This window comes from Clostridium sp. AF27-5AA (assembly GCF_003478415.1).
Lineage (GTDB): Bacteria > Bacillota > Clostridia > Lachnospirales > Lachnospiraceae > Otoolea > Otoolea fessa.
Genome location: NZ_QUFH01000003.1, coordinates 134,238 through 148,775 on the forward strand (window position 1 = coordinate 134,238; position 14,538 = coordinate 148,775).

General features: G+C 50.4%; 11 protein-coding genes and 1 riboswitch. Of the genes, 4 read left to right on the forward strand and 7 right to left on the reverse strand.

Annotated elements, in window-relative coordinates:
• Positions 1–116: 116 nt before the first annotated feature.
• The 4 genes from DWY89_RS04940 to DWY89_RS04955 all read left to right on the forward strand — a co-directional run bounded on the left by DWY89_RS04940 (position 117) and on the right by DWY89_RS04955 (position 5,382).
• The gene (locus tag DWY89_RS04940; protein WP_118523238.1) at positions 117–1,772 is read left to right on the forward strand and encodes an ATP-binding protein; all 1,656 of its coding nucleotides are present in this window, start codon (positions 117–119) and stop codon (positions 1,770–1,772) included.
• Complete coding sequence (locus DWY89_RS04945) at positions 1,765–2,454, forward strand: response regulator (protein WP_117795944.1); 690 nt, start codon at positions 1,765–1,767, stop codon at positions 2,452–2,454. Before DWY89_RS04940 ends, DWY89_RS04945 begins: the two co-directional genes overlap by 8 nt.
• Positions 2,455–2,689: 235 nt before the next feature.
• Positions 2,690–3,943 carry a sodium/glutamate symporter gene (locus DWY89_RS04950; RefSeq protein WP_107001073.1) on the forward strand — a complete coding sequence of 418 codons (1,254 nt, stop codon included), beginning with the start codon at positions 2,690–2,692 and terminating at the stop codon, positions 3,941–3,943.
• Positions 3,944–4,359: 416 nt separating this feature from the next.
• Positions 4,360–5,382 (forward strand): TAXI family TRAP transporter solute-binding subunit, encoded by a 1,023-nt coding sequence (locus DWY89_RS04955; protein WP_118524455.1) that lies wholly within the window; start codon positions 4,360–4,362, stop codon positions 5,380–5,382.
• Positions 5,383–5,510: 128 nt separating this feature from the next.
• On the opposite strand, the gene ribE is transcribed toward DWY89_RS04955, so the two are convergent.
• The 7 genes from ribE to DWY89_RS04990 all read right to left on the reverse strand — a co-directional run bounded on the left by ribE (position 5,511) and on the right by DWY89_RS04990 (position 14,437).
• Complete coding sequence (gene ribE, locus DWY89_RS04960) at positions 5,511–5,981, reverse strand: 6,7-dimethyl-8-ribityllumazine synthase (protein ID WP_107001075.1); 471 nt, start codon at positions 5,979–5,981, stop codon at positions 5,511–5,513.
• Between the two features lie 44 nt (positions 5,982–6,025).
• Positions 6,026–7,228: a bifunctional 3,4-dihydroxy-2-butanone-4-phosphate synthase/GTP cyclohydrolase II gene (locus DWY89_RS04965; protein WP_107001076.1), complete on the reverse strand. Its 1,203-nt coding sequence runs from the start codon at positions 7,226–7,228 to the stop codon at positions 6,026–6,028.
• 15 nt (positions 7,229–7,243) lie between these two features.
• Positions 7,244–7,891: a riboflavin synthase gene (locus DWY89_RS04970; RefSeq protein ID WP_118523239.1), complete on the reverse strand. Its 648-nt coding sequence runs from the start codon at positions 7,889–7,891 to the stop codon at positions 7,244–7,246.
• A 56-nt stretch (positions 7,892–7,947) separates the two neighbouring features.
• Complete coding sequence (gene ribD, locus DWY89_RS04975; RefSeq protein ID WP_118523323.1) at positions 7,948–9,081, reverse strand: bifunctional diaminohydroxyphosphoribosylaminopyrimidine deaminase/5-amino-6-(5-phosphoribosylamino)uracil reductase RibD; 1,134 nt, start codon at positions 9,079–9,081, stop codon at positions 7,948–7,950.
• A 365-nt stretch (positions 9,082–9,446) separates the two neighbouring features.
• Positions 9,447–9,562: riboswitch (FMN riboswitch) on the reverse strand.
• Positions 9,563–9,696: 134 nt separating this feature from the next.
• A complete protein-coding gene (locus DWY89_RS04980) occupies positions 9,697–11,088 on the reverse strand; it encodes an MATE family efflux transporter (RefSeq protein ID WP_118524456.1) in 1,392 nt (463 codons plus the stop codon).
• 669 nt (positions 11,089–11,757) lie between these two features.
• The gene (locus tag DWY89_RS04985) at positions 11,758–13,119 is read right to left on the reverse strand and encodes an NCS2 family permease (RefSeq protein ID WP_022359656.1); all 1,362 of its coding nucleotides are present in this window, start codon (positions 13,117–13,119) and stop codon (positions 11,758–11,760) included.
• Positions 13,120–13,159: 40 nt separating this feature from the next.
• Positions 13,160–14,437, reverse strand: a complete 1,278-nt coding sequence (locus tag DWY89_RS04990; protein ID WP_118523240.1) for a ribonuclease E/G — start codon at positions 14,435–14,437, stop codon at positions 13,160–13,162.
• Positions 14,438–14,538: the final 101 nt, after the last annotated feature.

Below are 14,538 nucleotides of genomic sequence, written 5' to 3' on the forward strand. Positions count from 1 at the left end.
TCTTGCAGATCGTTTCTTTTTTTACTATAATAACTTTAATCATCGTTTTGGTTTACACATTTTGCAGACCGGATCAACTCATTTCCTACATCAAATAAATTCCGGAGGTTTTATATATGAAGATAAAGGAAGGAAAATCAGCGCTGGAACAGAATCTGTACCGATCCTTTCTGCTCCTTTCCGCTACCCTGGTGCTCATCTCACTCGGTTTTACTCTGTTTTTTGATATTTCCAGGCAGCGAAAGGATATGGACAAGCTGATCAGCGGTACTGCTTCTTATATTGCTGCAATTCCGGATGTCGCCGCCATGCTGGAAAACGGCTATCCTGATTCCACCGTGACCCGCGACCTGGATTCTCTTTCTTCGAATATACCAGATATCAATGTCATCGTCATCAGTGATAAAAACGGACTGCGCTTTTACCACACGAACCGTCTGAAAACCGGCGATTCCTACGTGGCAGGTGACGAGGACGCTATTCTGGCAGGAAGTGATCCATATATCACAACCGGCTACGGCACGCACGGCATGCAGCGGCGCGCCTTTCACGCAGTAAAAAACAGCGACGGAGAGATCGTCGGTTTTGTGATGGTTTCCCTGTTCACCGCTACTCTGTCAGCCCAGCACCGCAGTCTGCTGTTCTTTTATATAATTATATTCCTGATCATGATGATCGTCAGCATTTCCCTGACGCACACAATGTTCTCCCTGCTGCGCGACTCCCTGTTGGGATATGACCCGGAAGAACTCGTCAATATTTATACCCGCCAGGATGAGGTAATGAATATGATCGACGAGGGACTTGCCGCAACCGATCTGGACGGCAGAATTCTCTTTGCCAACCAGAAAGTTTCCACGATACTCGGTCGTCCTGCAAACGAACCTCCGCTCACCCACTTAACGATTCAGGAATTGTTTCCACAGACCGCTTTCGATCAGGTCATAAAAACCGGCGAAAGTGTAACGCACGAGAGCATCAGCTTCGCCGGACGCCAGCTCATCGTCAAGGAGGTGCCGATCCATGGACGCGGCAAACAGGCGCGCCGGGGTGTCCTGGTCGTTTTATTTGACCGCACCGACCTCCTGCGTCTCTCCGACGAGCTTTCCGGCGCCCACAATATGTTGGACACGCTGCGCGCGTTCAACCATGAATTTTTAAATAAGCTGCACATCATTCTCGGCTACCTACAGACCGGGGAGATTCAGCAGGCGATGAATTTTATCACCAACAGCAGCCTTGTCTCCAGCCAGTCCGTCCGTGAGACAGCCAACTGCATCCGCGTTCCGAAAATCTGTGCGCTTGTGATCGGGAAAATGATGCACGCCGCCGAGCTTGGCATCCGCCTGCAGGTCAGCGCCGACAGCACCTGCCGCGACCATGATCTGCTGATCCCGGTGGAAGGATTTGTCACCATTCTCGGCAATCTGATGGAAAATGCCATTGAAGAGCTAAGCCACGATCACACCGCCAGTCCGGATGTCATTAACGCATCTGAAAGTCCGCGCGAGATCCACATCGGCATCTACTGCCGCCCAGACGTCAACATCATCACCTGCGAGGACACCGGGCGCGGCATACAACCGGAGCTGCTCGATCATATTTTTGAAAAAGGTGTTTCCTCCAAGGGCGAGAACCGCGGAACCGGGCTTTTCCTGGTTCATGAGCTGATGGAGGAGTACGGTGGAACCATCGATATCGACACAGAGCCTGGCGAGGGCACCTGCTTCACCCTGACATTTACCCGAAAGGAGACAGAATCTAATGTATAAAGTCATTATTATAGAAGATGATCCGATGGTTGCATCCATCAATAAACAGTATGTCGAGCTGACCTCCTCTTTTCACGTGGAGGCAACTTTCAAAAACGGCATCCTTGCCCTGCAGTATCTGCAGAACTGCACGGTTGACCTGATTATTCTCGACTACTACACGCCTCAGATGAACGGCGACGAATTTATCGACCAGCTCCACGCGGCTGGCATGACCCCTGCGATCATTATGGTAACCTCTGCCAACGACGCAGAGACCGTCCGCCGGCTTATATCCCGCGGCGTCACCGATTATCTCGTCAAACCATTTGAATATGACCGTTTCAAAGCTGCCCTGGAACGATTTGCGAAACGTCAGGAGGAATTGAAAACATCGGCGTCCGCTTCTGACCTGGGACAGGCGGAGATCGACCGCCTCTTCTCCGTCCCGGATGTCTCCTCCCAGAGCGCTCCGCTGACAAAGGGCTTAAATGAACGCACCCTTGGACTGATCCGCCTCTTTCTCTCCGAACATCCGGAGGAGGTCTGGTCCAGTGAACAGATTTCGGAACAGGTTCATTTGTCCCGTATTACAGTCCGGCGGTACTTAAATTACTTAGTCGAAACCAACGAACTGGTCAGCATGATCGATTACCAGACCGGTGGACGCCCTTCTATTAAATATAGATATTCCGGAAAATAAAAACCACTTCGTTTTCCAGCAATATACAGGTTTTTCCTGCCTTTTCGCGGCTACAGCTGTACAGATTCATCATAGAACCGTATCTATACTGCAGTCGCTTTCTTATAGTCATTTTTATTTACAATACTTACAAAACTGTATTTAAAATTACATAAATTGACTTCCCTTTTTCAATCTTATAAACTGCTTATAAAAGAAATAAACAAATTCTTAAAAAAGAATGGAGGGAAGTTCTATGTTAGAACACATTATGGGGTACTTTGGAACTTACACACCGGCAGCGGACGGTGCGATTGCTACATTCCAGTTCGAGTATCTGACCACACTTGGTTTCGCAGCCATCGTTATCTTCTTAGGACGCGCGATTGTCGCTCACAGCGCCCTGCTCAGAAAATATGCAATACCGGCTCCGGTTATTTCCGGTATCATCTTTTCTGTTGTTGTATCTATCATCAAGGGTTCCGGAATCATCGGTTTTTCCTTTGATGCAAAAATCGTGAAAGACTTATGCCAGAACTTATTCTTCCTGTGCGTAGGTTTCGGCTTCAGCTACAAGATGTTAAAGCATGCAGGCGGAAAGCTTTGTATCGCAATCGCAGTTGCAGCCTGTGTCCTGATTACCTTACAGGATGTCGTTGGTTACCTGGTAGGCAGCGCCATCGGTCTTCATCCGCTTCTGGCTCTGCAGTGTTCTTCCTCAGCTATGTCCGGCGGTGTTGGTACTGCTTCTGCATTTGGTCCTATCTTCGAGAACATGGGTGCTCCGGATGCAACCACAGTCGGTGTAGCAGCCGGTACTATGGGCAACATCATGGGTTCCTTAATCGGTGGCCCGGTTGCAGCTTTCCTGATTTCCCGTCACGGTCTGAAATCTGACCCGAACGACAGACCGGAATCCGCAAAAGCAGGTTCAGCAGCTGTTCTTAACAACACCCGTATGATCAAAGCATTTGCCCTGTCTCTGCTTGTAGCAGCACTTGGTATGCCGATCTACTGCCTGTTAGACAACATCCCAATGATCGAGATGCCGAAATTCATCGGCTGTCTGTTCGCAGGTGCTATCGCAAGAAACATCATGGATGCAGCTGGTATCGAATTCCCGGTTCCGGAGATCGACGCTATCGAGCATATGTTCCTGGAACTCTACCTGGCACTGGTTCTGATGACCATCGATATCACAAAGCTGGCTCCGGTAGCTGGTCAGATGGGTATCATCCTCCTTGCACAGGCTATCCTGATGGCACTCTTTGCAATCTTCGTATCCTTCAACGTATTTGGCCGCGATTACGGTGCAGCTGTTATGGCAGCTGGTAACTGTGGATGGGGCTGTGGTTCAGGTCCGAACGCAGTAGCAAACGAGAAAGCCGTTATGGATCAGTATGGATGGCACACCGTTGCTTGGGTTCTGTATCCGTCCTTCGCAGTTATCATCGACGATATTTACAACCCGATTTTCCTTTCCATCTTCTCCAGCCTGATTACAAAATAATCACTGAGACGAGATAGGAACACTTCATATAAGACATCTTTTATATAACAACATACCTAAAGCTCAATTGAAAATGTAACCTGAAAGAAGAGCGTCCGGTTCCCCCACATAAACCGGACGCTCTTTTTTGTTACTGTTCACGCATACGTGCCCAGTAACGGAATTTGCCGTGGCTTCGCATTTAAATACGGCAAATTCCTGCTGCCACCACGTTTTCTTACGGCACTTTCGGTTCCAAAAGTGCCTACCTGTGAACAGTTACATTTATATTTTCCTCTTCCTTGGTCTTGTCTTATCACTGTTTTTTATGTTATACTTTTATAGAGTTTTAATATTCTTTTAATCGCTAAGGCAGCATTCGACAGAACCGCTGCGTTTTTTTCTATATACTGATAAACTACGAAAAGGTGAGATCTATGAAAATAAAAAAACTGGTAAAATTGGCACCAATGATGCTTCTTACCTTCCTGCTCGGACTTTCCGGCTGTTCCGGCAGCACCTCCGCAGATGCGCGGGTCAACGACCATCCCAACGAAGCAGACGAAGAGCTGCACGTTCTGACCATCGGAACTGCCGACAGCGGCGGAACCATGTACCCGGTTGGCAGTGCCATCGCCTCTGTTTTAAGCGGACATGATGAACAGCTCAAGGTCAATTTAAGCGCCTCCAACGGTTCCTACACGAACGTGGAAAATATCAAAAACGGACAATTTGATATGGGACTGGTCAGCGGCGATGTGGCATTTTCCGCCTATCAGGGAACGGACGAATTTTCCGGTCATCCGGTCGAATCCCTGCGGGCGATCGGGGCCGTCTATTCAAGCCTGTCCACCTGGATGGCGCCGGAATCCGAGCATATCTCCTACGTTCATGAACTCGCCGGACACCACATTGCCGTCGGACCAGAAGGATCCACCACGGAGCTTTCCGCCCGCACCGCTCTCAAGGCAGCCGGGCTCAATATTGCCAACACTGCCCTTGAAAACTACAGCTTCTCCGCCAGCGTGGACTCTGTCTTAAACGGTAAACTCGACGCCGTCCACAGCTTCGCCGGAATCCCGGTCCACAGCCTGACCGACCTGGCCAGCCAGACGCCCTGCCGCCTGCTGGAGTACACTGACGAAGAACTGCAAAAAATTCTTGCAGCCAGCCCCTTCTACGTCCGCGCCACCGTCCCAGCCGGTACCTATCCGGGACAAACCGAGACACTGAAAACCTTCGGAATCAAATGCCTTCTCTGCGTGGACGCATCTATGGACGAACAGCTGGTCTACACCATCACCAAGATTCTCGACGAATCCCGTGAAGAACTGATCAGCACCCACCCATCCTTAAGTAACTTATCTGATCCGGAATATATATGCAGCCAGCTTCCTATTCCGCTGCATCCGGGAGCTGAGAAATATTATACGGAACAGGGGCTGTTGAAAACAGAGTAACATGATAGCAAACAAAAACAGATAACACCCAAAACCTGGCGCATGGACAAATTTTCCTAAGACAAAAAAGCCAGGGCTGCAGCATTCCGCAGTCCTGGCTTTTTCGATGCCCGATTACCTGATTATTTTTACTTCCGGATCTCCCGCAGCAAATTCACCATCTCGATTGCTCCCGTCGCGCAGTCAAATCCCTTATTTCCGCTCTTTGTTCCCGCTCTCTCGATCGCCTGCTCGATCGTATCCGTCGTCAGCACACCGAACATAACCGGCACGCTGCTTGCCAGAGAAACCTGTGCGATTCCTTTCGAAACCTCGCTGCACACATAATCATAATGGCTTGTGCTTCCACGGATAACTGCACCCACGCAGATCACCGCATCATACTTTCCGCACTTCGCCATCTCCGACGCAATCAGCGGAATCTCAAAAGCACCTGGAACCCACGCAACATCTACATCCTCCTCCGAGACATTGTGACGGCGCAGCGCATCCTGCGCGCCTGCAACCAGTTTCGAGGTGATAAACTCATTGAATCGTGCCGCCACAATTCCGATCCTCATATTATTTTCCGCTACTACGTTTCCTTCAAATGTACGCATAAGTACCATCCTTTCCGACGATCTATTTTCGCCTGTCACTTTTTCTATTTAAAATTCAAAATATGTCCCATCCGCGCCTGCTTCGTTTTCAGGTAAAATCCATCATACGGCGTTGCCTCCATCTGAATCGGCACGCGCTCCTTGATTTCCATGCCAAAATCCGAAAGCTGATATACCTTATCCGGGTTATTGGTCAGAAGACGCAGCGTCTTGATTCCCAGATCCTTTAAAATCTGCGCCCCAATGTAGTATTCCCGCAGATCGCCTTTAAATCCCAACGCAAGGTTCGCATCCAGCGTGTCCATACCGCCATCCTGCAGCTTGTAGGCGCGCAGCTTATTTAAAAGCCCGATGCCGCGTCCCTCCTGCCGCATATAGAGGAGAACGCCTCGTCCCTCTTTCTCAATCTGGGTCATCGCCGACGCAAGCTGCTGTCCGCAGTCGCACCGCAGGGAACCAAATGCATCGCCGGTCAGGCACTCCGAATGCACGCGGCAGAGTACATCCTTCCCATCTCCGATATCGCCCTTGACGAGTGCCACATGGTGTTCTCCATTTAAGAGATTCAGGTAGCCATACGCGCGGAACTCGCCGTATTTCGTCGGCATCCGCGTCTCTGCCACACACTCGACCAGCTTTTCATGTCTCTTGCGGTACTCCTGCAGCTGTTTAATGGAAATCATCGCCAGACCCCATTGTTCTGCCATCGCAAATAATTCTTCCGACCGCATCATCGTTCCATCCTCGCGCATGATCTCGCAGCACAGACCGCATTCCGGCAGCCCTGCAAGCCGCATCAAGTCTACCGTCGCCTCTGTGTGACCGTTGCGCTCCAGAATGCCGTTTTTCTTCGCCATCAGCGGAAACATATGTCCCGGGCGGCGGAAATCCTCCGGCTTTGTGTCCGGATCCACGCACGCGCGCGCCGTAATACCGCGCTCCTCGGCAGAAATACCGGTGGTCGTCGTTTTATGGTCGATCGATACGGTAAACGCCGTCTCATGGTTATCCGTGTTATCCATCACCATCTGTGGGAATTGCAGCTTCCGGCAGATTTCTGCGCTCATCGGCATACAGATTAAGCCCTTCGCATGCGTCGCCATGAAATTGACATTTTCTGTCGTGGCAAAACTTGCCGCGCAGATAAGATCGCCTTCGTTTTCTCGATCCTCGTCATCCGTAACCAGGATTAAATGTCCCTGTTTCAGCTCGTCCAGAGCCTTTTCAACTGTATCAAACTGCTTCATTGTTCTCCTCCTCTATTAAAATCCATACCGCTGCAGAAATTCTCTTGTCATGCCCTTTCCTGCCTTATCCTCTTCTTCCGCTCCTATCAGCTTCGCCACATACTTTCCAATGCAGTCATTTTCCAGATTGACGATGTCGCCTGCCCGCTTAAACGCTAACGCTGTCTCCTGCAGCGTATGCGGGATGATGGAAACGGAAAATGATACGTGATCCACCCGTGCGACCGTCAGGCTGATTCCGTCGATCGCGATCGATCCTTTTTCCACAATCAGCCGCAAAATCGGTTCTGGGGCCTGAATCGTATACCAGACGGCATTTCCGTCCCGGCGCACATCCCGGATGGTTCCGGTTCCGTCGATGTGACCGGAGACGATATGTCCGCCAAACCGTCCGCCCGCCAGCATCGCCCGCTCCAGATTGACCGGGCTTTTGACACCCAGCGCCCCCAGGGACGAACGGTTCAGCGTCTCATGCATCACATCCGCACAGAAATAATCTCTCCCAAATGACGTGACCGTCAGACACACACCGTTGACCGCAATGCTGTCACCCAGATGGACATCCGAGAGCACCTTGGACGCCGCAACCGTCAGCCGTGCCGAGACTGCCTGACGCTCAATCGCGCGGATCCTTCCCACTTCCTCTATGATTCCTGTGAACATCTTTTCTCCTTTTCAAATCAGCGATTTTTTCCCGTTCTAACACCGCCTCATGCATCTTAACCGGACACCTCATATTCCAGCAACAGATCCTCTCCCAGCCACACTGCCTTCGGCTTTTTAAGAAGAAATGCCTCCGGCGGCGCATCCACGCCGGTTCCCCTCACCGGGGTCGGGGCGCCTGCCCCTCCGAAAATCTTCGGTGCAATGTAGGCCTGCACCCGGTTCACAAGCCCCGCCTTTAAAAACGACCATGCCAGCGTCCCGCCGCTCTCGACCATCACGCTGTCCACTTTCTCCTCGCCCAGCCGCTGCATCATCGCCTGCAAATCCAGTTCTCCCTCTTTTGCCGGGACACTTAAAACACGGCAGCCGGCGTCCTCATATGCTTTCTTCCTTCCGGTATCCGATACCGCCGTCACAATCCAGGTCGGTGTCTCCCGCGCGGACTGTACCACGGTCGATGAAAGCGGTGTCCGAAGCTTCGTATCTGCAATCACCCGGATCGGATTTTTCCCTCCCGGAATCCGGCAGGTCAGCTGCGGATTGTCCGCCAGCACCGTCGAAACGCCAGTCAGAATCGCCATATAACGCCCGCGGTCCTCATGCACCCGCTTCCGCGCCACCTCGCCCGTGATCCACTGGGATTTACCCGACACCGTCGCTGTCTTTCCGTCGAGTGTCATCGCGTATTTCAGCACCGTAAACGGAAGTTTCGTCCGCATGAAATGGAAGAACACCTCATTCTGCCGTTCACACTCTCCGCGTAAAACTCCGGCCACCACTTCCAGCCCTTTTTCCCTCAGAAGCCGGATGCCGCGCCCTGCCACCACCGGATTCGGATCCGTGCAGCCGACAATCACGCGCTTCACCCCGGATGCCAGCACCGCTTCCGTACACGGCGGCTGTTTTCCGGTGTGACAGCAGGGTTCCAGCGTCACATACAAATCTGCTCCCGCCGTCTCTTCGCCCCGCTCTACCGCATTCTTAAATGCCTCCCGTTCTGCATGAAGCTGTCCATATCGTGTATGATATCCCTCGCCGATGATGCGTCCATCCTTTACCAGCACCGCGCCGACCATCGGATTCGGATTGACCCATCCGTGCCCTTTTTCTGCCAGCGCTAACGCCTGCTTCATATATTCCCGATCCTGTGGCTGCTCACCGGGAACCTTTACATGGATTCGTTCCATCTTTTTCCCCACCTTTCTATCAAAAGAATGTGCCAAGGCACATTCTCGCACCGAATGCGGTCGCCTGCGACATATTTCTGCTTCGCGCAAGTGTGCATCCTCACGGAGCGTTTTTTGTTTCATATGATACAATTTTCTATTGAAACAAAAAAGCCCTGAAATGTGAAATACTTTTATTTTCACATCTCAGGGCTTATAATTTCTATTTTATAATATCTTTCATGATATTAATTATCGTAAATATTTTTTTACATCCATTCTCGATGACTTTTCTCTCTCTTTTGCCATAGCGGTATATATCCGCCATATCCATCATCCGGGGGAGTGTATCTGGAAGCTTCCCGGCACCGCCGTTTTTATTTACGTTTTCTCTTCTTTCATCCAGACTATACAGTCGGTTTTGGAATTGCACCAAATCATGCGCCATGCGCTCGCGGACTTTACCGCCGGTCGGGAATTACACCCTGCCCTGAAGATATCGTTATTTTGTTGTCATTCATTATCTGTATTGCATTATAGATCCAGAGAATCCGTTTGTCAATCCATTATTTTTTTCATTTATTGATGGATGACAACGTTATCTGACACACATTTTCAGCCATTTTAAGCGCCGCTTCAAGTGTCTGCTTCCACTGCTTTCCCGTTCAATTTAGCGCGCTCTACACAGCGCCCCATAATGCGCCCAATCAAAAGAAGATACACGATCACCGACACCGTCGTTCCGCCGAAATCCGATACCACTTCTGCATAGAAAACATTTTCAACTCCCGCAAACACCGGAATCAGGAACACGCTGACCAGGTACAGCAGCTTCCGGAACATTGACAGCGAGATCGCCACCGACGGCACACCCATTCCGGTAAATCCATCTACGACCTCATACTGGACTGCCAGCGGAATAATCCCCATCGTGTAGACCCGGATCGCCCAGACAGTCAGTTCCACATAGGACTCATTGCGCGTAAAGAGATACACAAAATATTGCGCCAGCGTCCGGGAAAACAGGAACATGATGCTGCACTGCACCACCGCCAGCAATGTGATATACCTCTGTGCGCTCCGGATCCGATCCGGGCGTCCCGCGCCGAAATTGAAGCCCAGGATCGCCCCCGTTCCCGATGTAATGCCTCCGAGCGGCATCGTCACGATCAGCATAAAGCTCTGCACGATTGTCGTACAGGTCAAAAGCATATCCGACTCCGCGCCGCCATGCATCTGAATCACTGTATTAAGCGAAATGATCAGCACATTATCAAATGCGATGATCAAAAATGGCGACAGTCCCATCAACGCAATCTTACAGACTGTCTTCACCTGCGGACATTCAAATTCAAGCCGCAGAAGCACGCGATTTCCTCGCAGAAAACGAAGGACAAAGGCCGCCGACGCAAACTGTGACAGAACCGTGGCAAACGCCGCCCCCGCCACGCCCATGTCAAACACAAAAATAAACACTGGATCCAGCACAATATTCGTTACCGCACCGAGCGCCACCGAAATCATTCCAATCCGCGCAAATCCCTGGCAGATAATAAACTGGTTCATTCCGATCGAAAGCAGCGCAAAGACCGTTCCCAGCAGATAGATCGTAAAATACGATTCCGCATACGGCAGAATCGCCTCACTCGCACCAAACCGCGTCAAAATTTCACGTTTAAACACAAACAGAACTAACGTCAGAACCGCCGACAGCCCGACAATCATCCAGAAGCTGTTCGCCAGAATCTTTTTCGCTTTCTCATTCTGTCCCTCACCCATACGGATGCTCATGAGCGGCGAGCCGCCCACACCGACCAGATAGGCAAACGCCGAGATCAGCGTCACAATCGGTCCGCTGACACCGACACCCGCAAGCGCTGTCTCCCCGATCACTGGGATATTTCCAATATAGATTCGATCGACCACGCTGTAAAGCACATTGATAAACTGCGCCAGCATCGAAGGAATCGCCAGACGGAACACCAGCCGCCGGATATCGTCCCGCCCCAAATCATTTTCTATCTTCATATGTATCCCACCTCCGTATGAAACCCGCCCTGCTGTTTTGTTTTCATGTTTTCTTAACTTTTCCTCCCAGAACTGGTTCCATGCGTGTTTCTTTCGCCAGAGTCTACTCCCTCTTCTGTCGTTACTGTTCACACACGTGTGCCCAGCAACGGGATTTTGCCGATGCTGCGCATTCCAAATCGGCAAAATCTGCTGCCAGAACTGTATCGTACGGAATTTTCAGTTCAGAAAATTCCTACCTGTGAACAGTTACCCTCTGTCCTTTATACCGTCTGCCCGCCAAAATGTCAATGAGATATTCCTGATAAAAATTACCCCTTTTTTGTACAGTAAAAAGCGCCGGCACTGCAAGCAGGTCCGGCGCTTTTTACCCAATATCGGTTGCTGGTTGTCAACCGATACCGAAAAGATCCCAGCAGAAAATCTTGGACAGTTCGTAACGGAGTGTAATGCATCAAGGAATTTCGAGTAACTTGATTTTTTTTGTTCGTCTCTGTCCGCGTTCTTCCGCGCGGGAATGATTTTCATCCGTTCAATAAGTTAATGCGCTGCATACGCATTTTATTGCACGTTAATCAAAAAAATTTTTAAAACTTTTTTTGATATAGACTATTTTATTATGAAAACCTGTTTTCGTCAAGTTTTCAGGGGTTAAATTATTACAAGTTGTTACAGGAAAATATATTTGAGAACGAAGAGCACCGCCAGCACATACATAAGCGGAGTGATCTTCTTTGCTTTTCCTGCTGCCACATTCAAAAGCACATAAGAGATAATTCCCATGGAAATACCCTCGGAAATGCTGTAGAACAGCGGCATGGCGATGATTGCCAGATATGCCGGGATTGCCTCGGTGATATTGTCCTCATCGAAACGAATTTCGGTTACAGTTCCCACCATCAGGAAGCCAACCATGATTAATGCCGGAGCCGTCGCAAAGGACGGGATCGCCGTAAAAATCGGTGCAAACAGGGTGGAAAGCAGGAACAGGAGTGCCGATACCAGGGCAGTCAGACCGGTACGTCCGCCGACTGCAACACCCGATGCAGACTCAACGAAGGTAGTCGTTGTGGAAGTACCTAATACCGCACCAAAGGAAGTTGCGATCGCATCTGCCATCAGCGCCGGACGGATACCCGGAAGACGGCCTTCCTCGTCCAGCATGTCTGCCTTGGTTGCTACACCAATTAATGTACCAAGTGTATCAAAAATATCTACAAACAGGAATGAGAAAATAACTACGATAAAATTGATAATTCCAACTGCATCGAAGTCAACGGTAAAGCATTTACCAAATGTCTCTCCCAGTTTGGAGAAATCGGTGATTCCCAGGGTCGGGAACAGGGTGTAGAAACCATTCTCTACGTCCGGTGTGTAAATGCCGGTTACCTGGCACAGCATACCGAGAATCCAGGTTCCCAGAATGCCGTACAGAATCGCGCCCTTCACACGGTAGGTGTATAAAACCGCCATGATAAACAGACCGATCAGCGCCAGCAGCGCGCAAATACCCGCGGTATGGAAATTTTCCGGGAAGCTGATGATCGTTACCAGTGTGGAAGAGTCTACTGAAAGTCCCGCATTCTGAAGACCGATAAATGCGATGAACAGACCGATACCGACGGACACACCGCGCTTTAAAGTCAACGGAATCGCATTGAAGATCGCCTCGCGCACGTTTGTCAGAGACAGCACGATGAAGATCAGACCCTCTGCAAATACAGCCAGCAGTGCAACATGCCAGCTATAGCCATAGCCCGCGCACACCGTATACGCCATATACGCGTTGAGTCCCATGCCTGCGGACAGAACGAACGGCAGGTTCGCCATAAATGCCATGCAGGCAGTACCGATGAATGATGCCAGAGCCGTAGCCAGAAGCACCGCAGTCGGGTCCATGCCGGTCGATCCGAGAATGCTCGGATTAACTGCCAGAATGTACGCCATCGTCATGAAGGTCGTAATTCCAGCCATGACTTCCGTCTTTACGGTCGTCTGATGCTCGGATAGCTTAAATACTTTTTCAAACATCTTTTCTTCTCCTTGTATGTTTCATTCTATGATTCAACCGCTACAAAATCTCATGAAGCGGACGACGCACCTTTTTGCGGGTGATCTCCACCAGCCCAAGCCGCGTCATATCCACCAGGATCGTTTTGACCGGGTCACGGGAAAGCTCTTCCCCGAGCGTCCGCATCAGCGTCTCCTGATCTTCTTTCGATTCCATATCGATAAAATCCACAATAATAATACCGGAAAGATTCCGCAGGGAAAGCTGGCGCGCCACCTCATGCGCCGCCTCCAGATTAATCTTAAGAATGGTCTCCGCCGGTGTCTTCTTGCCGGTGTATTTCCCCGTATTGACATCGATAACTGTCAACGCTTCCGTAGGTTCAATCACAAGATATCCACCGGATTTCATCCAGACACGGCGATCCGATGCACTTTTAAGCACCGATTCCAGGCGGTACAGCTTCATTAATGGAAGGTTCTCATCTGTATATAGGGACAATTTCGGAACCGCCTGTTTTATGCTTTCATTTTTATCTGCCTGGGTCTGATTTTCTTTTTGTTCCTTATCCTCTTCCTTCTCTTCCTCCAGCCACGCCGCAATCCGCTCCGCATACTCCGGCACGTCCGTGATGACCTCCGAAAGCGTCCCTTTCTTCGCGTCGCGCAGGCTCTGGATATACGGCGGGGTTCCCTGCTCTAACAGGGTATAGCAGGTACGGCACGCCGCGCGCGCAAACAGGTTTTCCATCTGCGATTTCAGCGCCTCCGTCTCGGCACAGAGTGTTTCGATGGAAGCCGACGCCCCATTCGTCCGGACAATCAGTCCAAAACGCTCATCCTTATGTGTCAGAAGTTCCTCCCGCACCTTCTCTTTCCAGGCATTATCCTTGATTTTTGCCGAAAATCCGATCTGCGGTTTTCCAACCGTCAGAACCATATAGGTACCCGGAAAATTCAGACAGCAGGTCACGGACGGATCCTTGGTTTTCAGGGCGTCGCGGGACACCTGGACGAGAAGCTCGTCTCCAGCTTTTAGTTTCCGTGGACTTACTTTCTTCTCAGAATTTCCAGAATATCCGAATGAACACAGCTGGTTCAGCTCGTCTGTATAAAGCAGAACCGGGTTCTCCGCCAGGCTGAAATATCCGGTTTTTCCACCGCCGAGGTCAATAAACGCGGCGTTGATGTTTTTTACCATATTTTTCACCTTGCCGATGTAAATATTCCCCAGCAGGCTTTCATCGCCAGATTCCAGCGTCAGCGACCGACAGTGCCCGTCCGAGAGGAGCGCCGTCAGGCTTCGATCCTTCCATTTTGTCACTATTAACTGATCCAAACTCTTCGTCTCCTCTCATTTTTTGCTGCCATTCACACTTCGTGCTACCTGCAGCCGGATTTTGCTGGCGCTTCGCATTTCATCTCTTAATGAACATTGAA

What these genes read in the sequence shown, in the direction of transcription:
- DWY89_RS04940 (WP_118523238.1), top strand. Translation starts at nt 117, where the DNA reads ATGAAGATAAAGGAAGGAAAATCAGCGCTGGAACAGAATCTGTACCGA.
- DWY89_RS04945 (WP_117795944.1), top strand. Translation starts at nt 1,765, where the DNA reads ATGTATAAAGTCATTATTATAGAAGATGATCCGATGGTTGCATCCATC.
- DWY89_RS04950 (WP_107001073.1), top strand. Translation starts at nt 2,690, where the DNA reads ATGTTAGAACACATTATGGGGTACTTTGGAACTTACACACCGGCAGCG.
- DWY89_RS04955 (WP_118524455.1), top strand. Translation starts at nt 4,360, where the DNA reads ATGAAAATAAAAAAACTGGTAAAATTGGCACCAATGATGCTTCTTACC.
- ribE (WP_107001075.1), bottom strand. Translation starts at nt 5,981, where the DNA reads ATGCGTACATTTGAAGGAAACGTAGTAGCGGAAAATAATATGAGGATC.
- DWY89_RS04965 (WP_107001076.1), bottom strand. Translation starts at nt 7,228, where the DNA reads ATGAAGCAGTTTGATACAGTTGAAAAGGCTCTGGACGAGCTGAAACAG.
- DWY89_RS04970 (WP_118523239.1), bottom strand. Translation starts at nt 7,891, where the DNA reads ATGTTCACAGGAATCATAGAGGAAGTGGGAAGGATCCGCGCGATTGAG.
- ribD (WP_118523323.1), bottom strand. Translation starts at nt 9,081, where the DNA reads ATGGAACGAATCCATGTAAAGGTTCCCGGTGAGCAGCCACAGGATCGG.
- DWY89_RS04980 (WP_118524456.1), bottom strand. Translation starts at nt 11,088, where the DNA reads ATGAAGATAGAAAATGATTTGGGGCGGGACGATATCCGGCGGCTGGTG.
- DWY89_RS04985 (WP_022359656.1), bottom strand. Translation starts at nt 13,119, where the DNA reads ATGTTTGAAAAAGTATTTAAGCTATCCGAGCATCAGACGACCGTAAAG.